This is a genomic window from Clostridium lapidicellarium (assembly GCF_041224415.1).
GTDB classification, from domain to species: Bacteria; Bacillota; Clostridia; order Clostridiales; family Clostridiaceae; genus Clostridium_B; species Clostridium_B lapidicellarium.
Map to the genome: position 1 here is coordinate 214359 of NZ_JBGFFE010000001.1, position 25588 is coordinate 239946.

Annotated in this window: 32 protein-coding genes; 10 read left to right on the forward strand and 22 right to left on the reverse strand. The window is 34.7% G+C overall.

Annotation, left to right across the window (positions count from 1 at the left end):
* Positions 1-44: 44 nt before the first annotated feature.
* Both AB8S09_RS01070 and glyA read right to left on the reverse strand, forming a co-directional pair.
* Positions 45-281, reverse strand: a complete 237-nt coding sequence (locus tag AB8S09_RS01070) for a hypothetical protein (RefSeq protein ID WP_294183955.1) — start codon at positions 279-281, stop codon at positions 45-47.
* 116 nt (positions 282-397) lie between these two features.
* The gene (gene glyA / locus AB8S09_RS01075; RefSeq protein WP_294183956.1) at positions 398-1633 is read right to left on the reverse strand and encodes a serine hydroxymethyltransferase; all 1236 of its coding nucleotides are present in this window, start codon (positions 1631-1633) and stop codon (positions 398-400) included.
* 192 nt (positions 1634-1825) lie between these two features.
* Here glyA and AB8S09_RS01080 point away from each other — a divergent pair, with 192 nt between their 5' ends.
* Positions 1826-2596, forward strand: a complete 771-nt coding sequence (locus AB8S09_RS01080) for a threonine/serine exporter family protein (protein WP_294183958.1) — start codon at positions 1826-1828, stop codon at positions 2594-2596.
* Positions 2593-3045, forward strand: a complete 453-nt coding sequence (locus AB8S09_RS01085) for a threonine/serine exporter family protein (RefSeq protein ID WP_294183959.1) — start codon at positions 2593-2595, stop codon at positions 3043-3045. The genes AB8S09_RS01080 and AB8S09_RS01085 overlap by 4 nt, the downstream gene beginning before the upstream one ends.
* 19 nt (positions 3046-3064) lie before the next feature.
* On the opposite strand, the gene AB8S09_RS01090 is transcribed toward AB8S09_RS01085, so the two are convergent.
* Entirely contained in the window at positions 3065-3907 is an 843-nt protein-coding gene (locus AB8S09_RS01090; RefSeq protein ID WP_294183960.1) for a Cof-type HAD-IIB family hydrolase, read from the reverse strand.
* A gap of 88 nt (positions 3908-3995) precedes the next feature.
* Between AB8S09_RS01090 and AB8S09_RS01095 the strand changes: the two genes are divergently transcribed.
* Both AB8S09_RS01095 and AB8S09_RS01100 read left to right on the forward strand, forming a co-directional pair.
* Positions 3996-4457 (forward strand): DUF4883 family protein, encoded by a 462-nt coding sequence (locus tag AB8S09_RS01095; RefSeq protein ID WP_294183963.1) that lies wholly within the window; start codon positions 3996-3998, stop codon positions 4455-4457.
* A gap of 94 nt (positions 4458-4551) precedes the next feature.
* Positions 4552-5214 (forward strand): DUF4397 domain-containing protein, encoded by a 663-nt coding sequence (locus AB8S09_RS01100; RefSeq protein WP_294183965.1) that lies wholly within the window; start codon positions 4552-4554, stop codon positions 5212-5214.
* A 63-nt stretch (positions 5215-5277) separates the two neighbouring features.
* Here AB8S09_RS01100 and AB8S09_RS01105 read toward each other — a convergent pair whose 3' ends face one another.
* Positions 5278-5919, reverse strand: a complete 642-nt coding sequence (locus tag AB8S09_RS01105; RefSeq protein WP_294183967.1) for a lactate utilization protein — start codon at positions 5917-5919, stop codon at positions 5278-5280.
* 243 nt (positions 5920-6162) lie between these two features.
* Between AB8S09_RS01105 and AB8S09_RS01110 the strand changes: the two genes are divergently transcribed.
* From AB8S09_RS01110 to AB8S09_RS01120, 3 genes are all read left to right on the forward strand, one after another.
* Positions 6163-6651 (forward strand): C-GCAxxG-C-C family protein, encoded by a 489-nt coding sequence (locus AB8S09_RS01110; RefSeq protein ID WP_369868376.1) that lies wholly within the window; start codon positions 6163-6165, stop codon positions 6649-6651.
* 141 nt (positions 6652-6792) lie between these two features.
* Positions 6793-7176, forward strand: a complete 384-nt coding sequence (locus tag AB8S09_RS01115; protein ID WP_294183973.1) for a NusG domain II-containing protein — start codon at positions 6793-6795, stop codon at positions 7174-7176.
* A gap of 30 nt (positions 7177-7206) precedes the next feature.
* The gene (locus tag AB8S09_RS01120; RefSeq protein ID WP_294183974.1) at positions 7207-7722 is read left to right on the forward strand and encodes a Gx transporter family protein; all 516 of its coding nucleotides are present in this window, start codon (positions 7207-7209) and stop codon (positions 7720-7722) included.
* Between the two features lie 68 nt (positions 7723-7790).
* Here AB8S09_RS01120 and rnfB read toward each other — a convergent pair whose 3' ends face one another.
* From rnfB to AB8S09_RS01155, 7 genes are all read right to left on the reverse strand, one after another.
* On the reverse strand, positions 7791-8651 hold the full coding sequence (rnfB, locus tag AB8S09_RS01125; protein ID WP_294184029.1) for an RnfABCDGE type electron transport complex subunit B: 861 nt from the start codon (positions 8649-8651) through the stop codon (positions 7791-7793).
* A 21-nt stretch (positions 8652-8672) separates the two neighbouring features.
* Complete coding sequence (locus AB8S09_RS01130; RefSeq protein ID WP_294183976.1) at positions 8673-9254, reverse strand: electron transport complex protein RnfA; 582 nt, start codon at positions 9252-9254, stop codon at positions 8673-8675.
* Positions 9254-9892 (reverse strand): electron transport complex subunit RsxE, encoded by a 639-nt coding sequence (gene rsxE / locus AB8S09_RS01135; RefSeq protein WP_294183979.1) that lies wholly within the window; start codon positions 9890-9892, stop codon positions 9254-9256. The genes AB8S09_RS01130 and rsxE overlap by 1 nt, the downstream gene beginning before the upstream one ends.
* Before the next feature lie 2 nt (positions 9893-9894).
* Positions 9895-10452 (reverse strand): RnfABCDGE type electron transport complex subunit G, encoded by a 558-nt coding sequence (locus AB8S09_RS01140; RefSeq protein ID WP_294183981.1) that lies wholly within the window; start codon positions 10450-10452, stop codon positions 9895-9897.
* 5 nt (positions 10453-10457) lie between these two features.
* Positions 10458-11453, reverse strand: coding sequence for an RnfABCDGE type electron transport complex subunit D (locus AB8S09_RS01145; protein ID WP_369868334.1), 996 nt, complete (start codon positions 11451-11453; stop codon positions 10458-10460).
* 18 nt (positions 11454-11471) lie between these two features.
* Positions 11472-12851, reverse strand: coding sequence for an electron transport complex subunit RsxC (gene rsxC, locus AB8S09_RS01150; protein WP_294183984.1), 1380 nt, complete (start codon positions 12849-12851; stop codon positions 11472-11474).
* Between the two features lie 150 nt (positions 12852-13001).
* Positions 13002-13418, reverse strand: a complete 417-nt coding sequence (locus AB8S09_RS01155; RefSeq protein WP_294183986.1) for a SoxR reducing system RseC family protein — start codon at positions 13416-13418, stop codon at positions 13002-13004.
* A 212-nt stretch (positions 13419-13630) separates the two neighbouring features.
* On the opposite strand from AB8S09_RS01155, the gene AB8S09_RS01160 reads away from it, so the two are divergent.
* Positions 13631-14110: a hypothetical protein gene (locus AB8S09_RS01160; RefSeq protein ID WP_294183988.1), complete on the forward strand. Its 480-nt coding sequence runs from the start codon at positions 13631-13633 to the stop codon at positions 14108-14110.
* Positions 14111-14177: 67 nt separating this feature from the next.
* Here AB8S09_RS01160 and AB8S09_RS01165 read toward each other — a convergent pair whose 3' ends face one another.
* Positions 14178-15281, reverse strand: a complete 1104-nt coding sequence (locus tag AB8S09_RS01165; protein WP_369868335.1) for a D-alanyl-D-alanine carboxypeptidase family protein — start codon at positions 15279-15281, stop codon at positions 14178-14180.
* Positions 15282-15470: 189 nt separating this feature from the next.
* Here AB8S09_RS01165 and AB8S09_RS01170 point away from each other — a divergent pair, with 189 nt between their 5' ends.
* Together AB8S09_RS01170 and ytfJ are read left to right on the forward strand one after the other, a co-directional pair.
* Entirely contained in the window at positions 15471-15980 is a 510-nt protein-coding gene (locus AB8S09_RS01170) for a DUF2953 domain-containing protein (RefSeq protein WP_294183990.1), read from the forward strand.
* A gap of 63 nt (positions 15981-16043) precedes the next feature.
* Positions 16044-16520, forward strand: coding sequence for a GerW family sporulation protein (ytfJ, locus tag AB8S09_RS01175; protein ID WP_294183991.1), 477 nt, complete (start codon positions 16044-16046; stop codon positions 16518-16520).
* A gap of 85 nt (positions 16521-16605) precedes the next feature.
* Here ytfJ and scpB read toward each other — a convergent pair whose 3' ends face one another.
* The 10 genes from scpB to spoIVB form a co-directional block, all read right to left on the reverse strand.
* Positions 16606-17136: an SMC-Scp complex subunit ScpB gene (scpB, locus tag AB8S09_RS01180; RefSeq protein WP_294183993.1), complete on the reverse strand. Its 531-nt coding sequence runs from the start codon at positions 17134-17136 to the stop codon at positions 16606-16608.
* Entirely contained in the window at positions 17120-17881 is a 762-nt protein-coding gene (locus AB8S09_RS01185; RefSeq protein ID WP_294183994.1) for a segregation/condensation protein A, read from the reverse strand. The genes scpB and AB8S09_RS01185 overlap by 17 nt, the downstream gene beginning before the upstream one ends.
* Entirely contained in the window at positions 17882-19057 is a 1176-nt protein-coding gene (locus AB8S09_RS01190; RefSeq protein ID WP_294183996.1) for a tRNA nucleotidyltransferase/poly(A) polymerase family protein, read from the reverse strand.
* Positions 19058-19169: 112 nt separating this feature from the next.
* Entirely contained in the window at positions 19170-20381 is a 1212-nt protein-coding gene (locus AB8S09_RS01195) for a D-alanyl-D-alanine carboxypeptidase family protein (protein ID WP_294183997.1), read from the reverse strand.
* Between the two features lie 129 nt (positions 20382-20510).
* Positions 20511-21389: a site-specific tyrosine recombinase gene (locus AB8S09_RS01200; RefSeq protein ID WP_294183999.1), complete on the reverse strand. Its 879-nt coding sequence runs from the start codon at positions 21387-21389 to the stop codon at positions 20511-20513.
* Positions 21390-21646: 257 nt separating this feature from the next.
* On the reverse strand, positions 21647-22297 hold the full coding sequence (spoIIM, locus tag AB8S09_RS01205; protein ID WP_294184000.1) for a stage II sporulation protein M: 651 nt from the start codon (positions 22295-22297) through the stop codon (positions 21647-21649).
* 73 nt (positions 22298-22370) lie between these two features.
* Entirely contained in the window at positions 22371-22892 is a 522-nt protein-coding gene (locus AB8S09_RS01210; protein ID WP_294184003.1) for an NUDIX hydrolase, read from the reverse strand.
* 105 nt (positions 22893-22997) lie between these two features.
* Positions 22998-23168, reverse strand: a complete 171-nt coding sequence (locus tag AB8S09_RS01215; protein ID WP_294184004.1) for a hypothetical protein — start codon at positions 23166-23168, stop codon at positions 22998-23000.
* 230 nt (positions 23169-23398) lie between these two features.
* Positions 23399-24214, reverse strand: a complete 816-nt coding sequence (spo0A, locus tag AB8S09_RS01220; RefSeq protein WP_294184006.1) for a sporulation transcription factor Spo0A — start codon at positions 24212-24214, stop codon at positions 23399-23401.
* A gap of 184 nt (positions 24215-24398) precedes the next feature.
* Positions 24399-25484, reverse strand: coding sequence for a SpoIVB peptidase (gene spoIVB, locus AB8S09_RS01225; protein ID WP_294184008.1), 1086 nt, complete (start codon positions 25482-25484; stop codon positions 24399-24401).
* Positions 25485-25588: the final 104 nt, after the last annotated feature.

Genomic DNA, 25588 nt, shown 5'->3' on the forward strand with positions numbered 1-25588 from the left:
ATATTATATCATAGATACACGGCTTTGTGAATAACATGCTGCAATTACTTAATACACAGTATTTCTTTTACATTCTTTCCAAATATTTTAGAACTGTCATAAAAATATTTATTCTTGGAAACTATACCTCTGACTACATGACCCGTGCTGGTAATTATTTCAGTCTGTTCGCCAAATTCACAATCTTTTAAACTTATGCCCCTTAAAAATACTTTGATTATTCTTTTACTCTGGCATAAATTTACATCTTCTACTTCAATTAATTTTCCCTTTTTTATCATTTAACTCAACTCCGCTATAGTTTTAATAAATTGTATGCGGAGAAAATATAAAATATAATTGTTAAGACAAAAATGCTGCCCGCAAAATATGCAAACAGCAAAAATATCAAGTGGAATTATTTATATAAAGGGAATTTGTGACACAATTCAATTACCTTTTCTCTGATACCGCCAAGATCTTTATCTCTATTATCTACAACTGAATTTATAAAATAAGCTATCTCTTTCATTTCCTCTTCCTTAAAGCCCCTGGTAGTGACTGCAGGAGTGCCCAATCTAATTCCGCTTGTGACATTGGGACTGAGCTTGTCAAAAGGTATTGCATTCTTATTGACAGTTATATGCACGGTATCCAAAAGTTTTTCCAGGTCCTTCCCTGTAATTTTTTTATCGGTGAGATCTACAAGCATAAGGTGATTATCCGTCCCCCCGCTTACAATTCTAAACCCATATTTTTTAAGTTCCTGCGCCAGTACCCTGGCATTTTTCACAACTTGATCTATATACTTTCTATACTCATCTGTAAGGGCTTCTCCAAAGCAGACAGCTTTTCCCGCAATGACATGCATAAGAGGACCTCCCTGCATCCCGGGAAAAATCGTCTTATCGAGAACAGCTCCATATTTCTCCTTACATATTATTGCTCCACCTCTTGGCCCTCTCAGTGTTTTATGCGTGGTAGTAGTCACAAAATCAGCATAGGGTACAGGAGACATGTGGTTCCCTGTCGCAACAAGCCCTGCAATATGTGCCATGTCCACCATCATGTACGCACCAACTTCATCGCATATATCCCTTATTTTCTTAAAATCTATTTCCCTTGAATATGCACTTGCACCTGAAACTATCATTTTAGGTTTATATTTAAGGGCCAGTTCTCTCATCTTTTCATAATCAATTCTCTCTGTTTCTGGATTCAATCCATAGGGAATAAAATTATACAATTTTCCAGAAAAATTTACCTTACTTCCATGACTCAAATGTCCCCCAGAGCTTAAACCCATGCCAAGAACCGTATCACCCGGCTTCAATACGGACATGTACACTGCCATATTTGCCTGTGAACCAGAATGAGGCTGTACATTTACATGTTCCCCTCCAAAGAGCTTTTTCATCCTGTCTCTCGCAATATTTTCAACTTTATCTACTGCATAACACCCTCCATAGTATCTCCTCCCGGGATACCCCTCGGCATATTTATTGGTGAGAAAAGATCCCATGGCTTCCATTACAGATTTGCTGGTAAAATTCTCCGAAGCAATCAGCTCTATGCCATTTTCCTGCCTCTCAGCTTCTTCTTTGATTATGTCGAAAACGGCCCTGTCACTGTCTTTTAATTCACTAAAATCCACTTTTCATCAACCCCCTATAAATTAATTATATCCTATTATCAATTATACTGTAAACCTTTAGTATTTATCAATACATCACTTTATAACTTGAATTTATACAAGTACTTACAAATCACAGTTTTTAATGTTTAATGCCTGAGGACCTTATGCTATAATAAATTAATAATAGATTTTAATATGGGAGATATTTGTATGGATATTAACAGAATAGTAAATTTGGCTACCTATGCAGGGAAAATAATGTTGGAAAGTGGTGCGGAAATATACAGGGTGGAGGAGACAATAACCAGAATAAGCAGGAACTACAATATCCAGGACATCGATGCCTTTGTCACCTTAAATGTAATTATAGTATCCGCCTCAGATGAATATGGTCAAACTATATCGGTAATAAAAAGAGTAAAACAGAGAACTCTGAATTTAGAAAAGATATCCCAGGTAAATGATATCTCGAGGCATATAAAAGACAAATCCTATACTTTAGATGAGATGGAAAATAAATTATCCAGGATACAACACTCCAAGCCCTACAGCACAAAAACTCTCATATTGTTTTCAGGAATAGCCGCAGCTTTCTTTTCACCTGTATTTGGCGGAAATCTTCAGGATTTTGCAGTGTCATTCGTCATAGGATGCACTCTCAGCATTCTCTCCAAGACATTGAGCTTCCTTCAGGCAAATGAATTTTTCATAAATATAATATGCGGAGCTGTTACAGCTTTAATAGCACTTATAAGTGTTCAGCTTAAAATAGGCTCCCATGTAAGCATTATAATAATAAGTTCAATAATGCTTTTGGTACCCGGTCTTTCCATAACCAATGCCATAAGAGATACCATAGCCGGGGATCTAATATCGGGTATCTCCAGAGGTATTGAAGCCTTTTTAGTAGCCATTGCCATTGCAGCAGGTACGGGATCCATAATCAAGTTATGGTTTGCTTTGGGGGGAATCCATCTATGATAATAAACTCCATATATATCTTAATTGCAACTTTATGTTTTGGCATAATAGGAAATGTTCGCGGAAAAAATCTCATATTTTCAGCTGTTGGAGGAGGTATAACCTGGTTTTTCTATTTAGTTTCCTCCCACTACATAGGCTCTTCCAGCATATTGTGCTTTTTTATAGCTTCAGTATTTGCATCCATTTACTCTGAAATAATGGCACGAATATTAAAAACCCCGGTCACGACTTTCATCATAGGTGCAATCATACCTCTGGTCCCGGGAGGAAGCATGTATAATGCCATGCTTCAGTACGTACAGGGAAATATAAGCCAGTCACTGTCTATCGCCCTCAAAACTTTGGCTATAGCCGGTTCCATAGCCGTAGGAATATTTTTTATATCCTCACTATTCAAGGCATTTACACTTTTCACTAGAAATCTTTCCAGGCATAAATCAATTTAAATTATTTATCAAGTGAGTACTAGCAATGGCAGCGTTCGGATAAAATAAATTTTTCTATGATTTCTCCTACGGCACCGTCATTATTATTATTTTCCGTAACGTAATCTGCAGATTTTTTCAATATTTGACGGGCATTACCCACTGCCGCCCCAAGTCCTGCAGTTTCAATCATGCTCTTGTCATTTTCATCATTTCCAACAGCTATACATTCGTCAACTGGGATCTTGTAGTAATCTGCCAGTGTCTTCAATCCTTTCCCCTTTGAACTTTCCTTACTTATTACTTCAATATTGTTAATACTTGATTTTGTAGTATTAATTCCAGCAATGCAGTCTATCTTTTTCCTAAATTTACTCAAATAATCCAAGTCCGGATCTATAACCATCAATTTATAGATATTTTCTCCGGTATTTTCCACAAATTTTTTTGAATCCGGTATAATTCTTATCTCAATCCTGAATTTTCTATCCACTTTTCTGTTGAATTCATAAAATCTCTTTGCAGAATACTTGAACTGCTCGCAATAAAGTCTTTCACCATCGTAAAAATGATAATATGTATCTTTTTTTTCTCTTAAAATATCTATAATTTCAAGTATATTATATTTATCCACAGGAGATGATTTTATAATATTCCCTTTTCCATCCAGTACAATAGCACCATTGCAGCATATAACAGGCTGATCTTTAAATAATCCCCGGGAATAAAATTTTAAAGACGAAGGCAGCCTGCCGGTAGCCATAACAATCTTTACACCTAATTTTTCAGCTTCACATACCATATCCAAATTATACTTGGATATGGACTTTTCATCATTTAAAAGTGTACCATCCATATCAACGGCAATAATTTTATATTTCATATTGTAACACTCCAATTTTTATGTAAGGTATAAACTTCAGATTAAAAACATAAATTTTATTTATAATACTCTATACAAAGGTGATATAATGAAAAAAATTTTTATGATTTTAAGTATAATTTTAGTAGGTATTTTTTCTTTTACCTCTTGCAATTACAGCTTAAACAAAAAGCCAAATAATTTTTACTATACAAATCTGCTTGCACAAAACTTAACTCTAGCTTCACCTAAAAAGTGCATTATAGAAGAATGCAATTTTCACGATGAAGAAGAATTGGGAGAAAAAAGCATTTCGGATATAAAAAACATGTTAAAAGTACTTAAAAAGAATAATTTTATAAACAGGCCAAAAGATCTTCCAGCTAAAATTTCATATAAAATTACTTTTATTTTCAATAAAGAAAAATTACTCATCAATGTATATAATGAAAAATATCTGTCCATTTACCCCTGGGACGGAAATTATCCAATGGATTATATAAACATGGACAAAGTTCCCATATCTCTGAATCCATATTATTTAGGCAAATATATATTCAAGAATTATTGAGCCAGTTAGTTTGTCCATGAATCTTACATTATTGTATCACAGATATCAATGAACACATATATTATAAATGTATAAATATAATGAAAGGTGGCCAATGATGTTCATTTGTCCTTATTTTGCACGAAGAGCCTGCTGCAGATTACCGCAAACTGCCCCTGTTTCCTATATAAGATTTTTAAATGCCAGCCCCAATTCTCCTGCAGTAGATGTATATCTCAATGAAAGGCTAATATTCAGAAATTTAACTTATAAATCCTTTTCAGATTATATAAATATACCTTATGGAACCTACAATATAAGGGTATTTTCTGCAGGAAGTACCGAGAACCCAATCATAGACGAAAGTTTATCCATACCGGCTGAAAAAATATTCACCATAGCCATGACAGGCCAGTACCCAAATGTAAATTTACTTCCCATAGAAGATATTCGCCGTCCTAAAATTCAAAATAGAGCTTTGATAAGATTTATAAATTTGACCCCTGATTCTACCAATTTAGACCTTGCACTTTCCAATGGAAACACGCTCTTTTCAAATATATCCTACAGAGAAGTAAGCCAATATATACCTATTGTTCCCGGTGTGTATACTTTTGAAATCAATAATTCCGGCAGTCAAGAAAGAGTTCTCCATATACCCAATGTACGGCTAACCCCCAATAGATTCTACACTATATACTCGGTTGGCAATTTATCGGGTTCTCCTGCACATCAGGTGTTGATCCCCCTTGACGGCAACAGCTACATCCAATTTTAAATTCAAGGGCCTGTTCAAAAAAACAGGTCCTCATTTCACAGCCAAATTCTGTAGATAAAAAAGCTAGTAACCCAGAGGCTCATTCACTATTATAACTTTTACTCTTCCCTTATGGTTTTGCCTCCTTATAAGAGTGTACTCATTGCATATTCTGCTGTCACTGCTGCAGTCAACACAGTATCCCAATTTAGCACAAGGACTATCCACCTTTAATCTTCTGACATTTGCAGGAGCCGAACAGCGTCTGACTCTCTCTACAGCCTCATCCAAACTGGATACAATTTTATTTATTCCCACAATGACTATGACTTTGTCAGGGCCGTACAACATGGCAGCTACCCTGTTTCCATTACCGTCTACATTATAGAGCCGTCCATCCTCAATCAGTGCATTCGTACTCACTATATAGTCATCTGCAAAGAAACTCTTTCTGAAAACGTTCTTTATATCCTCAGGTTTTAAATTTTCAGCATATCTGTCTAAAAATTTATAATTTCCCTTTCTCAAAAAATCAATTACACCTATTTCAAAAAGGGACATAGAACCTCCTACAGAAACCGTATCACCTTCTTTTAGAATTTCACCAAGCTTACCTATGACTTCTTTTTTGTCATTTACAAAATAAGCCTCCATGTTATTTTTTTCTAAGTTTTTCATAGTCCTTTTGATTTTTTGATCAACTACCCATTTTAAATTTTCATCCACAATACTACCCCCTAATTGAATTTACCTTGAAATTCTCTTATATTATAACACAAAATTCCTGCCGGACACCCAATTTCACTTCCCTAAATCAACTTATCTCATCGGTAAATTTTTATTTATAAATTTATATTATAAACAAAAAATTATCTAAAATATGTATTTATTTGCAAGCTTAACACGTATAAAGTAATGTATAATAAATTGAGATCAAATTAAACTCATTATAATTTCAAGGAGGAATATATAATGGCAATTTGTACAAAAAATCTTACAAAAAAAGAACTTCTTGATAAAGTTCAGGCCAACGCAGAAGAACTTTTCAGAAGTGGTGCACTATTTTGCAGCGAATCAGTATTGCAGACCATCAATGACTTATTGGGAAATCCATTTAATAAGGATATTGTCAAACTGGCAAGTGGATTTCCTGTAGGAATGGGCAAAGCCGGCTGTGTATGCGGTGCAATTTCCGGTGGACAGATGTCTCTGGGCATTGTGTATGGAAGAGTTAAGGGACAGCCCATGAAAGAAAAGATGTTTGAAGAATCCAAAAAACTTCATGACTACATTAAAGGTGAATATAAATCCACATGCTGCAGAGTATTGACAAAAAAATGGACTGGAGATGACTTCAAAAGCGAAGGCAGACAAAGACATTGTATAAAGATCACGGGAAAAGTCGCACGATGGGTTGCAAACGAACTTATTGACGATGGACAAGTGCAGGTAAAATAATAAACATATAAATATTTAATTCTCGCTTTTCATTTTTTGCTTAAATTGCCATAAATCATTGTAAATATATTTCCGTTATAGTAAAATCATAGAGAGATAAACACTTCCAATTTCAATAGCAGCGTATATAAGGAGAATATAATGAAAAAAGGAGATAAAATAATTGCAATTTGTATATTTATTTTAATAGCATCAAGTATCATTGGTGTTTTTTCATATAAATTGCATGTTAAAGGTTCTCATAAAATTGCAGTAATAAAACAGGAAGGAAAAATTATAAGTACTATAGATTTGGACAGTGTAAAAATCAGAAAACAATTCAAATTGAAATACAGGACCTCTCATTTTAATATAGTGGAAGTTGAAAATGGCAGAATACGAATATCAGAAGCAGATTGCCCTGATAAAATCTGCGTAAAAACCGGCTGGATATCAAAACCCGGCCAGAGCATCGTCTGCCTTCCACACAAACTCATAATTAAAATAGAGGGAAAAAATTCACAATATGATGAAATCTCAAACTAAATCCATATATCAAAAAGCAAAGGTGCAAATATGAATAAAGTGAGAAGGATGGTTTTTTTAAGTTTTCTGGTCGGCATGGCACTTGTCATATATATAGCGGAATCTCAGATTCCCGTTTTATTTCCGGGTATAAAGCTTGGACTTGCAAATACAATTTCCCTGACTGCATTAATACTTCTCGGATGGAAAGAAGCTCTCACAGTAATGTTTTTGAGGACACTTCTGGGATCAATATTTGGTGGAACGATGTCAGCTTTCATGTTTAGTATAGCAGGAGGAATTTTAAGCAATATAGTTATGATCATATTGTACAAATACTTTAAAAATTCCATAAGTCTATCTGCCATAAGCATATGCGGAGCTATATTCCACAATATAGGGCAATTGCTTGTGGCTTCCATCATAATCGAAGATTTCAGAATATACATCTACTTGCCTGTACTTCTGATCTCCGGTGTGGTCACTGGATATTTCATAGGGTGGTGTACCAAGTTTCTGACGGAAAACTTATATAAAATTCCAATGTTTAAGAATTTAAAAGGCTAAAGCATAACAAAAAGGGGATGTCTTAAATTGATTTTTTAAGACATCCCCTTTAAATTTGTCAGCCGCAATTATACATTTGCTGCAGCTTCTTTTTTACTTTGTTCCTGTAAATCCGTACCATTCACAATGGCTTTAATAGCTCCCGTAGGACATTTAGCCAGACAAGCGGACTCACTGCATTTTTCTACACAAACATGATGATCAAGCACTCTTGCCAGATGATCTTCAACCTTAATATTGTCATAAGGACAATTCTTCATGCACAGTCCACAGCCAAGGCATCCTACGCTGCAATTTTTACGCACAGCTCCGCCTTTATCCTTAGAATTGCAGTTGACCATAACTTTCGAACCTATAAGTCTAAAACCAATTACCTGTTTAGGACATACTTTGACACATGTTCCACATCCCGTACACCTGTCTACATCAATTATAGGCAGTCCTTTGGATCCCATAGCCATGGCTCCAAAAGGACAATTTTTTACACAGGTTCCAAAACCAAGGCATCCATACTGACAGGCCTTAGGTCCTCCCTGAAGTAAATTTGCGGCAACGCAATCCTTTATTCCCTTGTACTCATATTTTCTAACAGCTTTTGTACAGTCACCGGCACATCTTATATGGGCGACCCTTGGCTCAATAGCCGGAGCCGATTTTCCCGTCAGTTTTGCCACCTGTTCTGCCACTGCCGCCTTTCCCGGAACACAAAGGTTGGGTGGAACTTTTTCATCTTCTACAACTGCTTCCGCATAGGCCCTGCACCCTGCAAATCCGCATCCACCGCACTGACCTTTTGGAAGTACATCTTCCACCTTTTCCACAAGAGGGTTTACTTCCATTGCAAATTTTTTGTTCACATAGGCCAGGATAAGGCCAAATATACAACCTATAACAGTCAATACAACTACAATCATAATTGCAGTATTAATCATTATATCACAATCTCCTTTCTATAGAGAAATCATACCTGAAAAGCCCAAGAATGCCAGAGCTAACATTCCAGCCAATATGAACGCTACACCGAGCCCTTCCAATGGTTTAGGCACATCTGCCAGCCTCAATTTTTCTCTCAGGCTTGCCATTAAGACTATAGCCAGGGCAAATCCTAGACCAGAACCTATGGCATTAACTACACTTTCCATAAAATTAAAATTTGAATCGGCGTTTAAAATAGGTACAGCAAGCACTATACAGTTTGTAGCTATCAGAAGGAGGTATATCCCCCACATATTATACAGTGCAGGAGCCTGCTTTTTAATAACAGTTTCCAGAAGCTGCACAAAACTTGCTATGAGAAGTACAAATACAACAGTTTTTAAGAATGTGAGGTTAAACGGTACAAGTATAAAGTGATATACTACCCAGGCCAGCATTGAACTAAGAGTTATGACCGAAGTAACTGCCATACCCATACCAACAGAGGCACTTAAATTCTTAGAAACTCCAAAGAATATACAAAGTCCAAGAAATCTTGTCAAAACATAGTTGTTTACTATTAATGAACTTATAAAAATGGTAAGATAAGTACCCATTATCTTTCACCTCCGTTTGCCTTTTCCAGCTTTGCCATCTTAACTTGTTCAACATGCTGGTTATAGACTTTCACCACGGCAACCAAATATCCTATAAGTATAAATGCTCCTGGAGAAAGAATCATAATCATTATCGGATTATAGGACGACCACATAACACGGACACCAAATAAAGTTCCAGAACCAAACAGCTCACGTATTATACTTATTAATAGAAGCGCCAGTGTAAAACCGCATCCCATTCCAAGTCCATCGAAAAAAGATGGTATTACAGGATTTTTAGATGCAAATACCTCTGCACGTGCAAGTATTATAGCAAATACAACTATCAGTGACAGGTAAATGCCAAGCTGCTTGTATAAAGTCGGTGCAAAAGCTTGCAATATAAGTTCAACTACTGTAACTATAGTTGCTATGCAGGTGATGTACACGGGCACACGCACTTTGGGATTAACAAAATTTTTAATCAGGGAAACCACGGTATTATTACAAGTTATAACAAACAGCACACAAAGTCCCATTGTAAGTCCAGTTACAGCCGTACTTGTAGTTGCCAGTGCAGGACACAAGCTAAGTGCAAGTACAAATATGGGATTTTCTGATATCAATCCTTTTTTAAATATATTCCACAAATTCATATCTACTTACCTCCCGTAAATGTAGTAACCTGCTGAACTGCCTTTTTAACTCCATTAGTAACAGCTCTCGAGGTAATTGTAGCCCCTGTCATAGCTTGGATATCTTTCTTGTCGGATTTATCTTTAGTTACCTTCAAATTATCTACCGTCTTGTTTTTAAACTGTCCTTTAAAAGGATCCTTTGTAGCATTGGCTCCAAGTCCCGGGGTCTCATTGTGAGTTTGAATACTATAATCTATAACTTTCCCATCTGCAGTAACTGCCACCAGCATATCTATATCTCCGCCATATCCTTTAGTAACAGCAGGTACTACATAGGCAATTGTTTTATTACCTTTTTTAGCGGCATACCAATCTTTTTTGCCATTTATAGTTTTAAAATCATCTGCATTGCTAACCAGTTCTCTCATGGTGTCATTCTGTATCTGCACTTTTTTCTGCGCTGCCACTGGTGCAGTTATATAGTAAACGCAAGCTATTATAAGTCCGGATACAAGACACGTAATGGTTAAATTTTTGGTAATTGCCAAAATGCTATTATTATCTTTATTTTTAGCCATAAAGCTTACCTCCTTGTACCAAATTTAACAGGTTGAGTAAATTTATCTATAAGTGGAGTAACTGAGTTCATAAGTAGTATAGAGTAACATACCCCTTCAGGGTACCCGCCTTTTAATCTGATAAGAGAAGTGAGAGCACCTGCACCTAGTGCAAAAATAATCTGACCTTTATTCGTCATAGGAACAGTCACCATATCTGTTGCCATAAAGAAGGCACCTATTACAAGTCCGCCTGCCATCATATGAAAAACAGGATCTCCTGTAAAAAATCCGGCACTTCCTCCAAAAATCCAGGTAAGTACACCTACAGTTCCTATCATAACCACAGGAATCTCCCAGTTTATATAACGCTTGTATATGAGGAAAAGTCCTCCTAAAACCAGCAATATAGTAGAAGTTTCACCTATACTGCCATTACGTGTTCCTAAAAAAAGTGCCTTATAGAGAGAACCTGTACCTCCAAAAGTTTCAACTAATTTTGAATAACCCTGCAATTTTAAAATTCCAAGAGGAGTTGCAGAAGTAACAACATCTACCCCACTTGCAGTAAGTTTTGACCAGGTAGTCATAGCCACGGGCCATGAAGCCATAAGTACCGCCCTACCGATATGGGCTGGATTGAATATGTTGTATCCAAGACCTCCCATGGATTCTTTGGCTATTGCTATTGCCACGAAAGATCCAAAAGCTACCATATAAGGTGGAATATCTGGAGGCAAACACATGGCAAGCAAAAATCCTGTCAGGAAAGCACTTCCATCTGAAATGGTCACAGGTTTTTTTCTAATCTTCTGAATGATATATTCTGTAACCACAGCAGAAATTATTCCCGTTAAAATTACATTTAAGGCCGGTATTCCAAAATGAATTATACCAAAAATTCCAGCTGGGGCCAAAGCTAAATTAACACTCCACATTATTTTAGAAATAGACTCATCACAGCGAATATGCGGTGATGCTGAAACCGTAAGAACATTCTTCTTTATTTGCGTCTCCGCCATCTTTTAATCACTCCCTTATTATTTTTCAACTTTTTCCTTTTCTTTTTCTTTTTCCTTTTTCTCAGCCGCCGCCTTGGCCTTTTCTTTAGCTGCCGCAGCCGCATTTTGAGATTTCATATATTTGATATACTGTACAATATTTCTCTTAGCAGGGCATGTATATACACAGCTTCCGCACTCTACGCAATCTAAAAGATTATAATCTTCTTTGGCTTCTTGATATAAATTATTTTGCCCGAGTATACTCAACATACTAGGATTTAATCCCATAGGACAAGCTCTTATGCATCGACCGCATCTTATACAGGCTGATTCCGTTCCAGTATTAACATCGCTTTCAGTTAACGCAAGTATTCCTGAAACCCCTTTTATTACCGGTATATCGAGATTCGATTCGGCCATTCCCATCATAGGTCCTCCAGAAAGTACCTTAATAGGAGTTTTCTTAAACCCTCCGCAAAAATCAATAACGTCTTTAAAAGTAGTTCCCACTCTTACCAGTAAATTCTTGGGTTCTTTTACAGCTCCACCGCTTACAGTAGTAACTCTCTGGATAAGAGGAATACCTTTCTCCACTGCATCACTGACTGCAATACAAGTACCTACGTTTTGAACAACTGCCCCTACATCCATTGGAAGTCCCCCGGATGGCACTTCTCTGCCAGTCAAAACTTTTATAAGCATTTTCTCAGCACCTTGAGGGTATTTGGTAGGAAGCCCAACAACTTGTACATTTGTACCTTCAAAAGCTTTTTCCATATTCTTGATGGCATCCTTTTTATTATCCTCAATACCTACGAATCCCTTTTCTACATTCAATACCTTCATAATGATTTTGACACCTGATACTATCCTATCAGTATATTCAAGCATAGCTCTATAATCGGCAGTTAAATAAGGTTCACATTCAGCCCCATTTAAAATAAAAACATCTATTTTTTTATTTGGTGGCGGTGAAAGCTTTACATGGACAGGAAAAGTTGCCCCTCCCATTCCAACAATGCCAGCTTCCCTTATTATTCCTATTATTTCTTTACCAGACAAATCATTCCAATTACGTGAAACAGGAATACCTTCCACCCATTCATCTTTTCCATCGTTTTGAATAACTATGGATAAACACTTGCCAAAATTAGGATGAGGATACTCAGCTATGTCTACAACTTTTCCAGAAATAGATGAATGCACATTAGCTGAGACAAAAGCATCACTTTTTGCAATAAGCTGTCCCTTTTTAACTTCATCTCCTTTTTTTACTATAGGAGATGTAGGTGCACCAATATGCTGTCTAACGGGTATATATACTTTATCAGGTACAGGTACCGTTTCTATAGGCTTATTGGCTGTATATCTTTTGCTATCATCAGGATGCACTCCACCTCGAAAACTTTTTAACACTCCTTAACACCTCTTTCAATATTTTTAATATAAAAATATCATTTATAAATTAAAAAAATATAAAAATAGCTTATATAGCAAATCACAGATTTTACATTCTGTAATTTGCTACACAGCTTTTATAATCTAGTATATTGAAACGGACATGATTTAAAATAGAACACGTCTAATAATAGGTTTCATAGCATCATTTTTACCTGTAGATTTATCATACATCTTTATATAAAGTAATGAAATAAAAAAAACTATTATTCCACCTCCTATTTGAAATGCTATTTCAGAATGTCCAACATAATTTCCTACCCAAGTTCCCAGCAATGCCCCTACAAAAATTGCGATAAGAGGTAAAATATATACAATAAAAGCAGCTTTCAACATATTTTTCTCTTTCACTTCAAAAACAACATGTTGTCCTACTTTAGCATCAACAGGATTTACTGCACTTACTATGGCGGCATCATCACCTGCACATAATCCACAGTTTTTACAATCACCATGTTTACTGGCCCTGACTTTTGCAAAGTCTTGTCCTACTTCAATTACGACACCTTCTGACAACTTTTTCATTTTTGACATCTCCTTGAACACTTGTTATCGTTTTTATAACTCATGCCTCCTATTATTCCATATATAATATTATAACATAAAAATCAAAATTTTTACTCTGTATTATTAATTTTTTTATAACTGTACTAATTTAAAACAGAATATATTATTTAAAATATAGCATTTCTTCAAAAAACACATTATAATATCTAATAGGGAGGAAAGATAACCATATGAAAGAATCGGAGAAAAACTTTTTAAAAAGCCTATGTAAATACTGCATAAGTAAATATACAATTTCAAACAGCGGTCCATTGATATCTTCGTTAATTTATCAATTGTGCAAATATGTGGACATTGATGTCCCTGTAATACAGGGCGTGCTCCGCGTACATATAAATGACAATTACAGCAGGAGTTTTGCACACTGTTTTAATGTATACAAGGGTATTGTTCTAGATGCTTCCATATATCAATTTGCCCTTACCAACAGGGCAATAGGCCACCTGTTTCCCGTATATGTATTCGGAAATGTCCCGGCTCACATAGATTATATAATGGAGAGAATACTGACTGTGGATTTTCAAACCAAATTCAGCAAAAATTTTTTGGAAAATGTACTTAGAAATGTTGAAAACAATAATTTTGAACCTATAAAAAGATTTGACATAATAGAAGATTCTAAAAAAGAAAATCTGTTCTACTGCCACTGAGCATCAATTTACAGCTGACAGTTTACAATTGACAATTGTCAGCTGTCAACTGTAAATTGTCAATTGCCTAAAAGCTCCAGTTCATAAATCTTCTAACCTTTACGGTATTTGCTGCTGTCAATGAATTTTTGTATATATTTCTGCCATCCTCGTATATGCAGATCATGCCTACCTTATCACCCTTTTTCACTGTATAATTTATTCTTGCAGGCTTTAAAATTTTAGTAGTATATTTATGTCCTTTTTTTAAGGGAATTACAATATCATTTCCATATTCAAGATTCAGATTTTTTCCATTCACTTTAATTTTCAAAGCTATATCTCCTTTTGAATACAGCTTCTGAAAATTGTAATTTGTACTTATATAATTATATATTTTCTCAGTTTCCTTCCATCTTTCAGGGCAATTCAAAACTACTATTATTACGTCATTTCCCTGTACAGGTGCAGAGGTTATCAGACATTTACCCGCTTTCCCTGTATATCCAGTCTTAACTCCATTTGCATCCGGTATTTTCCACAGAATCTTATTTATATTATGGTAGCTCCTGGTGAATCCCTTTTCCTTCCCATCTACATCTCTCGAACCCACAATCTCATTAAATACGGGATTCTTCTTTGCAACAGAAGTGGCCACGGCCAGATCATATGCAGTAGAATAATGTTCATCTTTATCAAGACCATGGGGAGTTTCAAAATGACTGTTTATTATACCTATCTCGTCGGCATATTCATTCATAAGCTTTGCAAATTTTTCTATATTTCCACCTACTCCTTCTGCTATTGCCACGGCAGCATCATTTCCCGAGCGGAGCATGAGTCCATACAAAAGTTCCCTTAAGGTTATCTCTTCGCCAGCTCTATACCCTACTGTGGATCCTTTTATTCCAGCTGCCCTGGAAGAAATTTTTATTTTTTTATCTAATTTTCCATATCTCAAGGCCACCAGCGTAGTCATAACTTTAGTTGTACTTGCCATTGGAACCAGTTCATAGGCATTTTTTTCATACATCAAAATTTTTGAATTGCTATCCAAAGCTACGGCACACCTTGCATCCACATGAACTTTTTCAAGAGGTTCCTCTCTATTCTTTGAAAGCACTTTACCTGAAAATATATTGGAAATAATAAAAAACACTATAAAATATGACAAAACCCTCTTTATCTTCATAACAGTATAAAATTGCTCCTTTCCCTGATTAAGTAATTCTAACGCAGTGATTTTAAAAAACATATTATTGAGTATTTTTTCCTTAAATAAATATATTACTATTAAAATTTATTGCATTTCAGTATATAAGTTCCTATTAAGGTAAATACTATTAATCGATGGATCATATTAAATTGGGAGGAGGAGCACATGAATATATTGCTTATTTTATCTATTCCGATATTATTCACCGTGTTATTTTCTCCAATACCCGTAAAAATAAAGATAAAATACGCTAACAGAAAATTTGCTTTTAAAATATACAATTCGGACATAGCAAGCAAAATCACCCTCGGCAGATCCTCTCCCAAAAACACTGCAGAAAAAAGCAAACTTTATTTTCTCATAAATGTTCTTAAATCAGCGGATTTCAAAAATACAAAGTTCAGATTACCAATTAAACTGGATATAAAACTCCGTTACAATTTAGGAGATGCCGCGGCAACCGCACTTGCATATGGAATCATATGCTCCCTGAAGATATTCTTTCTTAAAAAATTGAATGAATTATTTCACATAAAAAAATACAGTGACAGTATAGAGCCGGATTTCAACAATTCACACATCAAACTAGAAATAACAAGTATAATTTATATTAGTTTAGCTAAAATTATCTATATATATATAAAGATATTCAAATACAAAAAAAGTTTAACATGACTGGTGATGAATCACCGGCAATTTGTACAATGAAGATTCAGGATTTATAAGGAGGAGTTTTTAATGGATAATCATCCTATAGAAAATTTATTGAAAAGCACAATGGAAAACCTAAAAGAAATGATAGATGTAAATACTATAGTAGGTGATGCAGTGGAATCAAAAGACGGCTCATTAATAATACCTATCTCAAAGGTATCCTTTGGTTTTGCATCGGGCGGAAGTGAATTTGATCTGCAGCATGACAATATGTCCAGACCCGACTATCCTTTTGGCGGAGGTTCTGGGGCCGGGGTTACAGTAAAGCCGGTGGCTTTTCTTGTCACAAAAGGTGAGACTGTAAGGCTGATGTGTTTGAATCAAAACAATACCTGCGAAAAAGTAATAGATTCCATTCCCCAAATAATAGATATGTTTCATGGTATGTCAAAGCCCAAAAATAAAAAAGACAAAAATGGGCGTTCTTCAAAAAAAGGCAATGACAATAATGAGAAAGATTACAGTGAAGATAATCTTCCCCATGACGATGAATCATTATAACCTAAAAGCCAGTTGAGAGTTAAGAGTTTAAACAAAAGTCCAATTAAAACTTTTAACTCTTTATTTTTAGCATAATAAATCATCGTCAGACAATCAAAGAATCCAAATTGGGAATATCACTAAGATCCTTAAGTCCAAAGCACCTCAAAAATTCTTCTGTAGTACCATACAATATAGGTCTTCCAGGCACATTCAACCTTCCATTTTCCTTTATAAGTTTCCTTTCAGTTAAAGTTGATATGGCTCTATCACTTTTTACACCCCTTATTTCATCTATATCCATCCTTGTTACAGGCTGCTTATAGGCAACAATGGCCAGAGTCTCCAGTGATGCCTGGGATAAAGCCTGTCTTGAGTTATTCCTCAGTAATTTTTCAACATAACTGCTGTTTTCAGTTTTCGTAACCAGCCTATATCTATTATTGTCTCTTAAGAGCTCTATACCTCTACAATTTTTTCTATACATGATATTCATTTCATTAAGCAAGTTCACCGTAAATTCTACACTGCATTTTATTATAGAAGCAATTTGTTTAGCTTCAAGGGATTCTCCAGAAACAAAAAGTAAGGATTCTATTATGGAAAAATATCTGTTCTTGTCAACACTGTTTTTCATCTTCAGTTGTCCTTTCTATGTAAATTTCGCTAAAATTTCTCTCCTGTATCACAAATATGATCTTAAGTTTTACAAGTTCCAGAAGTGCAAGAAATGTAGTTATCTTCTCTATTTTAAACGAACAATTCTTTACAATAGTTGAAAATTTAACTCTTTTTTTCTCATGCACAACATTTTTTATATAAACTACTTTATCCTCTAATTTAAATTTATCTCTGGGTATTCTTTTGTCGAGAACATTTTTATCATTAAATCTGCTTTCGTATTTTTTCATCAAGCCGGTATATTTTTCATACATATCCCATAAAGTAACACCTTTCAGGAATTTAGAAATATCCTCTTTTTTTGATTCAATTACCTCCGGTTTCTTCCCATATATCCTTCCTGTACTGTACTGTCGTTTTTTCAAGGATTCAGCTGCTGCTTTGAATTTCTTATATTGAAGTAACTTGTCCACCAATTCTTTTCTAGGATCCTCATCTTCCCCTTCCCCGCCGTCATTTTTATCTGAGTTCCTTTCCGGGAGCAGGGTCTTCGACTTTATTTCTATAAGTGAAGCTGCAATTACTATAAATTCAGACGTCAGATTCAAATCCATCTTTCTCATATCACTCAGATACTTTAAATACTGTTCTGTAATCTGACAGATTTTTATATCGTATATATTCATCTTATTCTTTTTTATGAGATGAAGCAGTACATCAAAGGGTCCTTCAAAATTTTCTATTTTTATATTCAAAGACATCTACATATTCTCTCCTAAATATTCAGCTAAATATTTTTGACCACACTTTATTCCGGAATTTAATTCAATTCCAGTTATATTTTTCAAAATTTTCCCTATGGATTTCCCATCTTTTACTCCCATGGAAATTATATATCTGCCATTTAAGGAAGGCTTATACCCTTTTAAATTATAAATATAATTGCATATTTTAAAACTCAATTTTGAATTCCAACTCAGCAGTACAAGTTCATAATCATTTTTATGATTCAATATCATATACAACTTATAATTATCCATGGTATTCATAATCAAATTGGCTGTCTTTTCAAAGTTTTCGTTGAACCACACGGCAGCACTTTTCAATTTTTTATTTAAAACCGAGTTTTCAGCTAACACCGAGCTATATTTTTTATCCCTTAAACAATAAAGTAATCTGAGAATTTTTAAGTCCACATTGTCTGAATGATCTTCACCTTCAAATTCCATTTCCAAAAGGCATTTATCCACATCAAATATTTTCAAATCACTGCATAAATAAATATTTTCCCTCCACTTTTTCTCACAGCATAAAAGGTATATTTCCTTTACTATTCTATCATTGCTTACAAGATCAAATGCACCTCCACACACACATTTCTCTATCTCATCTTCATCTTCCAATTTCAATCCATATCTCACGGCATATTTTACAGCTCTAAATATTCTAGTGGGATCCTCATTATAGCTGCCGGGATGTATTTTTCTCAAAACTTTGTCCCTTAAATCTTTCATTCCACCATAGATATCTATTATATAACCTTTCTCCATATCATAGGCAAGGGCATTTACAGTAAAATCCCGCCTATATAAATCTCCGTATATATGTGAAGGCGAAACACTCGGAAGTGCTCCATCCCTGCAATAATGTTCTTTTCTACATCTTATGAGATCTATACTGACGCCGTTTTCAAAAGTCAAAAAAGCCGTCTGAAATTCACTGTGGTATTGACAATATTTCAATCCCCACAGATCATCTAAAATAATTTTTGGATCTTCCTCTAAACATATGTCGATGTCTTTCACTCTATTCCCTAAAATAGCATCTCTGACGGCTCCACCGACTATATATGATTTTATGTCCCTGTGCCTGCATACTTCTCCAACTTCATTTATAATTTCCATTTCACCACAACCAAATGATTTTGAAATCTCCATAATATGCCTCACTCAAATAAATAATAAGCAGAAAATTCAATTAGGATATTGAATTTTCTGACCTTATTATACTATATATCCTGACACTTAAAAATATATACAGTACATTTTTCTATATTCCCTGAGGTAAGACATTTCTGATATTGTCTTTCAGATTTCCAAACACCCCCGGCTTTTTTACATCCCTATCACTGTGTAAATCAACTCTTCCTGCCAGTTCACCATTCACATATACATCACAATATCCAACCTTTTTACCCTTTTTATATTCTTTTTTGTTCTTATCAATCACGGATTTATATGTGATTTTGCTGTCCTTACCCTTCTCAACTACGGCATTCAGATCCGAAGAAGCCCTGGCAATAAAAAACCTGCTTCCACTTTTATTCAAATTGACTCTTTCCACATCATTTCCCTTTTTAAAGACATTCTTTCGTGAGTATTTGGAGAATCCATAATTCATAAGCATACTTGCATCCCTGTTTCTCACTTTGTAAGTGGGGGAACCCATGACTATCGCAAGCATTCTGACCCCATCTCTGGTGGAAGTGGCAGAAATGCAGTATTTAGCCGAGCTGGTAAAACCAGTCTTAAGCCCATCACACCCATTGAAGAACCTTACCAGTTTATTGTGATTCACCAGTTCTATAGGACTTTTCCTTCCCTCCGATATGGTTTCCATATATGTTCCCGTATATTTCAATATAGTAGGGTGCTTGAGCAGTTCTCTCGACATAATGCCCACATCATATGCAGAAGTATAATGACCTTCCGCACCCAATCCAGTGCAATTTTTAAAGGAGGTATCCTTCATCCCAAGCTGTTCCGCCTTTTTATTCATGAGATTGACAAATGCATCCTCACTGCCGGCCAGATATTCCGCCATAGCAACTGCCGCATCATTTCCGGACGCTATCCCTATGCCCTTCAACAAATCTTCTACAGTTCTCACTTCTCCTGTATCCAGGAGCATGGAGCTTCCACCCATTTTTTTAGCATTTTCACTTATAGTAACCTTATCCGACAGGGATATTTTCCCGGAATCAACAGCTTCCATGCTCAAAAGCATAGTCATTATCTTAGTAACAGAAGCCGGTTCAAGTTTTTCATGAGAATTCTTTTCAAATATCACTTTTCCACTTGAGGGTTCCATAAGCAGTGCGGATTTGGCATCTACCTTTAAATCCGATTTTATGGCTTTAATCTCTGCCCTGTCAGATTTAGTTAGGGGTTCAGCCCCGACAGACATACCCTTCATATTTATTATAAAAAATAAATTCAATATTATACTCATCAAAGTCAGCATTTTCCGCTTCTTTTTCATTTTATATCTCTCCTTGCTTCAAAATATGTTCTCTCTGAAATTATTAATATTATCACACAAATACAACAAAAAAATACATCACCGTCAAAATATTTTGACGGTGATGTATTTATGAAAACGATAACTTAATTATGCTCTAGGATGTGCTTTTTTATAGACCTCAGCAATTTTATTCCTCTTTAAAACAGAAGAATACACCTGTGTGGCAGAAAGATCTTTATGTCCCAAAAGCTCCTGCACAGATTTAATGTCAGCTCCATTTTGAAGCAGATGCACGGCAAAAGAATGCCTTAAAGTAAAAGCATTTATATTTTTATTTATTTTGGACTCTTTTGCATAGTGTTTCACTATTTTCCAAAACCCCTGCCGGCTCATCTTCACTCCCTTTAAATTCAAAAATAAAATGTTCAAATTATATACATTTAATTCCGGTCTTATATTCAAATACTTTTTTAAATATTTTACAGCTACAGAACCTATGGGTATTATCCTTTCCTTCTTTTTGGAATTGCTGCATCTCACATAGGACAATTTTAAATTTATATCATATATCGTAAGATTCAAAAGTTCCATTACTTTCATTCCGGCAGCATACATAACTTCAAGCATTGCCTTGTCTCTTATGCCTTTGTCAGTACTCAAATCCGGAGAGGAAAGCAGCTTGTCTACCTCTTCTACAGTAAGTATTTCCGGTACACTATGCTCTACTTTGGGGATTTGATAATATAAGATAGGATTTTCATCTATAACTCCCCTAAGCATAAGATATTTGTAAAAATTCCTAAGAGATACAATATTCCTTACTATTGAAGACAAAGCTTTGCCTTTTTTCTGAAGATACTGAACATAAGCCATTATAGATATGACTTCCACTGTCTTTATACTTTCCTTTCTATCCTTTATAAAATTAAAAAATCTATCTATATCCCTTACATAAGCATCCATGGTGTTCTTGCTCATATGCTTTTTTTCCATTTCTTTTGTATAAGCCAATAAAAGGCCATTCAAAATTATCACCCGCTCTTTGAAGTTATAATTTTAAAATTTCAAGAATTCATTAAAAATATTAATATAATTATATATCAGTTCTATGTTTTTATTAAATATGCCGCTTACCAGTATACTGTTGTCATGAGAATGGGGTTCAACAATAAAATTATATAAAATGAAATCCATAAATTTAGGTAAAAACAATCCAAAAAATATCAATATAAAGAAGCACTTCAATACCCCAATGATAAAATCCAATTTCTGTTCATTAAATATCATAGCAACATTCCTCTAAAACTGGCTGCAACAAGTTTGACCATATTCGGAGTCAAATAGGCTTCCATAAAAAATCCTATGCACATTACCATCGATACTATTAAAAAATATATGGAATAAGATGTAATGCTCACTAAAATATGTGACTTCCACTGTGTTCTAGACTTATCTCTAAATATCATAAGTGAAAATTCCATGGCAAGTACAGAGGAAATTATTATGCAAGGTATGTATATTATATTCTGGGGCATTACCCCTGCCAGCGAAATCCATATTCCCTTTATTCCCAGCTGATTTATTATAAAACTTATGGTAAAACCTATAGTAAAACCCTTTATCACATCTATAACAAGTATTATCGGTATACCTATCATTGTAAGACCTAAAAACCATATAGCCAAGATCACGGGGATATTGTTCTTTAAAGTTTGAAGTAATATGGACTTGTAGTTTAAATTTCCGGAATTTACAGCAGTCGTAAAATTTTTAAGATAATTTACAAGGTCACTTTTCTCAAATCCCCCCATATACCTAACACTGTATATTCCAACTACAATACCTGTAAAAATACACAGGAGGCTTATGACGTACAGCCAGAAATTATCTTTTATATGTTTATTTATCAAACCTGAAATTTTATTTTCCAACATAATTTCATCACCCTTTTGTTAATCATCTTCTCTCTAAATAATCTATGATTCACAAAAGAGTTATATGACTACCCTACACCATCATAAAAGCACATATAGTCTTGGCATCTATTATTTTACCATTTTTTATCATGTCTTTGATTTTATCAAGTTTAACTTCCTTTACATTTATAAACTCATCTTCATCTCCTATATTGTCCCTTCCCTTATACAGATCCCGGGCTTTAAATATATATATACATTCATCACAGAATCCAGGACTTGTAACCACTTTGCCAAGGTATTCAAATTTTTTGGCCCTGTAGCCTATTTCCTCTTCAAGCTCTCTTCTCCCGCAGGCTTCTACATTTTCATTCTTTTCAATCTTGCCTGCAGGTATTTCAAGTATGCTCTTTTCTATAGGCTTTCTAAACTGTTCAACCATAAATATGGTATCATCATCCTTATAGGCAAGTATTGCTACACCGCCAGGATGATTTACTATCTCCCTTTTGCTCTTTCTCCCGTTTGGCAGCACAACGGTCTGTAGATTTACCTCTATAATCTTGCCGCTGTATATAGTATCTTTTTTTATAGTTTTTTCAGAAAAATCCACTTCATACACTTCCAATACAAAATTATGTTACCTTAAAAACTTATCAAATAAAACTCCAAATCAATTATCGTTTTCAATTTTATACTTTACTATTATAATTGTCAATTATATCTGTTTTCCTATTTTTTCTACCAGTTTTTTATAGTATCTTATAATTTCCTTTATTTCATCTTCCCTATCTGGATCATTTGATATTTTTTCCCTGAGTTCATTTATTCTACTTATGATTAAATTCTGTATATTTTTTATTTCCTTTGCTTCCAGTTCTATTTTCATAACTTTTATACAACTCCTCCTGTAAAACTTTCATACATTTACTCTCCTATATACTATTTTACAATATCTTCGTTGCAGTGTCATAAAAATTCAAATAAAAAAATCTCCATTCACCTATAATTGTGAATGGAGAAATTTATAAATTTCTACCAATAAATTTATACCTATTTTTTCTAATTCCCTCTCCAGCATAAAAAGCGAACTGACTGTAAACCTTTGATAACACTTATCTAGCCGACTTTATTTTTGAGCCTCAGTTTGTCAGCTACCATCGCAATAAACTCTGAGTTGGTGGGCTTTCCTTTATCATTATGTATAGTATAGCCAAATATCTTATTTATAGTTTCCACCTGACCTCTTGACCAAGCAACCTCGATAGCGTGCCTAATGGCCCTTTCCACCCTGCTGGCAGTCGTATTGTATTTTTTAGCTATGGAAGGATACAGTTCCTTCGTAACTGCCGATAAAAGTTCCATGTTATTCACAACCATGGTTATCGCTTCTCTCAAATACATATATCCCTTTATATGTGCAGGAACACCTATTTCATGTATTATGTTGGTTATCTCCTGTTTCAAATCCGCAGGATCATCCTGAGAAGATTTTAATTCACCGTCTCCTGCAAACGATATGCTCCTTTTAACCTCATCCTTGTTCATTATGGTGTTGTTAAACATCTGTCTTATTCTTCTTGTAAGCACATTCATATCAAAAGGTTTTATAACATAATAATCCGCACCCAAAGTTATAGCTCTCTGGGTTATCTTATCCTGTCCTACGGCAGACAGAACTATTATCCTGGGCATCGGATTTATATTCATAGCATTTAATCTTTCCAAAACCCCTAATCCATCTAAATGAGGCATTATTATATCAAGTATTACCAAATCCGGCTTCTTATCTTCAATTAGTTTAAGTGCTTCTAATCCATCTTTGGCAATACCTGTAACTATTATGTCTTTTTGATTTAAAAGATAATCATTTAGAATATTACAAAATTCTTTATTATCATCTGCGATAATTACACTTATTTTTGAATCCTCCATATTTTTACTCCCCTTTTCTTAATTAATTCCCATATCTTAACAAATAATAAATTCGACAAAGGAATTTTAATTCCTTCTTTTTTATATAAAAATTTTTATATTTATGTAGTTATAAAGATAGCATTTTAAAGTGCTATCTTTACAACTACATAACCATTTTAACATATTCCATATAAATTTACTGCTATTTTAACAAGATGTTCGCATCCTTCAACATCCAGTCTATATAAATGCCGTATCCCACTTCGGGTCTATTTATAAGCACATGGGTAACAGCTCCCACCAATTTATTGTTTTGAATTATAGGACTTCCACTCATACCCTGAACTATCCCTCCGGTTTTGTTAAGTAACCTGCTGTCCGTAATTCTTATAACCATACTCTTCGGTCCGGGCAAATCCTGAGATAATAATTTTTCTATTTCTATATCATAGTACTCCGGCGTCCTTCCCGATACAGTAGTTAAAATCTTGGCAGGTCCTTCTTTTATCTCATTTCTCAGACCAATTTTAAGCGGCTTGAAGTCTCCATTTTTAAGTTCCTCATTTCCTCTGCCGAAGATTCCACATTCTGTATTCTTATCTATATCGCCCAATTTAGATTCCTCATTTATAAATATGCCCTTCAATTCACCCGGGTTTCCTTTAATTCCCTTTTTAATGGATACTATCGACGAATCAACCACATCTCCTGAGTTTATATTAAGCTTGGTTCCAGTATCAACATCCACTATTGGGTGTCCCAGTGCAGCAAACACTCCACTTTTCTCATCATAGAATGTCAAAGTCCCAATTCCAGCAGTAGAATCCCTTATCCAGAGCCCTATTCTATAACTATTATCTTCCAGCCCATTTACAGCTCTCACAGTCTTTTCAATTTTATTTCCATTTCTCTCTACAATTATTTTTATGTCTTTGCCTTTTGTTCTATTTATTTCAGTCTGAGTTTGCTCGGCATTTTTTACAAAAGTATCATTTATTTTAATTATATTATCACCTATTCGTATATCAGCCAGGGCAGCAGGACTTGTAACCTTTCCCTGGGAAGTTTGTATATCCGAAAGTGCCACCACCAGCACTCCTTTGGTATTCAATTTTATTCCAATGGGTTGGCCACCAGGATATACGGTAATATCATTGGCTTTAGCTGACTTAAACGTAGTCTTTGTAATACATTTATCTATAGTTTCAACTCTATAATAAGCTGCTAACATTATAAAAAGGATTGGAATAAATATCCAGTGCAATGTGATTTTGACTTTTTTGCTCATGCTTTTACCTCCTGTCTTACACTGCTTTTCCTAGGATTAAGTTGCCCTTTTAAATATGTTATTATGCTATTATATAGTTGTCTCTAAAGTCAATGTATTGTTTT

Excerpts from the sequence above, each read along its gene's own strand:
- AB8S09_RS01070 (WP_294183955.1), bottom strand. The coding sequence starts at position 281 with ATGATAAAAAAGGGAAAATTAATTGAAGTAGAAGATGTAAATTTATGC.
- AB8S09_RS01080 (WP_294183958.1), top strand. The coding sequence starts at position 1,826 with ATGGATATTAACAGAATAGTAAATTTGGCTACCTATGCAGGGAAAATA.
- AB8S09_RS01085 (WP_294183959.1), top strand. The coding sequence starts at position 2,593 with ATGATAATAAACTCCATATATATCTTAATTGCAACTTTATGTTTTGGC.
- AB8S09_RS01090 (WP_294183960.1), bottom strand. The coding sequence starts at position 3,907 with ATGAAATATAAAATTATTGCCGTTGATATGGATGGTACACTTTTAAAT.
- AB8S09_RS01095 (WP_294183963.1), top strand. The coding sequence starts at position 3,996 with ATGAAAAAAATTTTTATGATTTTAAGTATAATTTTAGTAGGTATTTTT.
- AB8S09_RS01100 (WP_294183965.1), top strand. The coding sequence starts at position 4,552 with ATGATGTTCATTTGTCCTTATTTTGCACGAAGAGCCTGCTGCAGATTA.
- AB8S09_RS01115 (WP_294183973.1), top strand. The coding sequence starts at position 6,793 with ATGAAAAAAGGAGATAAAATAATTGCAATTTGTATATTTATTTTAATA.
- AB8S09_RS01120 (WP_294183974.1), top strand. The coding sequence starts at position 7,207 with ATGAATAAAGTGAGAAGGATGGTTTTTTTAAGTTTTCTGGTCGGCATG.
- AB8S09_RS01130 (WP_294183976.1), bottom strand. The coding sequence starts at position 9,254 with ATGGGTACTTATCTTACCATTTTTATAAGTTCATTAATAGTAAACAAC.
- rsxE (WP_294183979.1), bottom strand. The coding sequence starts at position 9,892 with ATGAATTTGTGGAATATATTTAAAAAAGGATTGATATCAGAAAATCCC.
- AB8S09_RS01140 (WP_294183981.1), bottom strand. The coding sequence starts at position 10,452 with ATGGCTAAAAATAAAGATAATAATAGCATTTTGGCAATTACCAAAAAT.
- AB8S09_RS01145 (WP_369868334.1), bottom strand. The coding sequence starts at position 11,453 with ATGGCGGAGACGCAAATAAAGAAGAATGTTCTTACGGTTTCAGCATCA.
- AB8S09_RS01155 (WP_294183986.1), bottom strand. The coding sequence starts at position 13,418 with ATGAAAAAGTTGTCAGAAGGTGTCGTAATTGAAGTAGGACAAGACTTT.
- AB8S09_RS01160 (WP_294183988.1), top strand. The coding sequence starts at position 13,631 with ATGAAAGAATCGGAGAAAAACTTTTTAAAAAGCCTATGTAAATACTGC.
- AB8S09_RS01165 (WP_369868335.1), bottom strand. The coding sequence starts at position 15,281 with ATGAAGATAAAGAGGGTTTTGTCATATTTTATAGTGTTTTTTATTATT.
- AB8S09_RS01170 (WP_294183990.1), top strand. The coding sequence starts at position 15,471 with ATGAATATATTGCTTATTTTATCTATTCCGATATTATTCACCGTGTTA.
- ytfJ (WP_294183991.1), top strand. The coding sequence starts at position 16,044 with ATGGATAATCATCCTATAGAAAATTTATTGAAAAGCACAATGGAAAAC.
- scpB (WP_294183993.1), bottom strand. The coding sequence starts at position 17,136 with ATGAAAAACAGTGTTGACAAGAACAGATATTTTTCCATAATAGAATCC.
- AB8S09_RS01185 (WP_294183994.1), bottom strand. The coding sequence starts at position 17,881 with ATGTCTTTGAATATAAAAATAGAAAATTTTGAAGGACCCTTTGATGTA.
- AB8S09_RS01190 (WP_294183996.1), bottom strand. The coding sequence starts at position 19,057 with ATGGAGATTTCAAAATCATTTGGTTGTGGTGAAATGGAAATTATAAAT.
- AB8S09_RS01195 (WP_294183997.1), bottom strand. The coding sequence starts at position 20,381 with ATGAAAAAGAAGCGGAAAATGCTGACTTTGATGAGTATAATATTGAAT.
- spoIIM (WP_294184000.1), bottom strand. The coding sequence starts at position 22,297 with ATGTTGGAAAATAAAATTTCAGGTTTGATAAATAAACATATAAAAGAT.
- AB8S09_RS01215 (WP_294184004.1), bottom strand. The coding sequence starts at position 23,168 with ATGAAAATAGAACTGGAAGCAAAGGAAATAAAAAATATACAGAATTTA.
- spo0A (WP_294184006.1), bottom strand. The coding sequence starts at position 24,214 with ATGGAGGATTCAAAAATAAGTGTAATTATCGCAGATGATAATAAAGAA.
- spoIVB (WP_294184008.1), bottom strand. The coding sequence starts at position 25,484 with ATGAGCAAAAAAGTCAAAATCACATTGCACTGGATATTTATTCCAATC.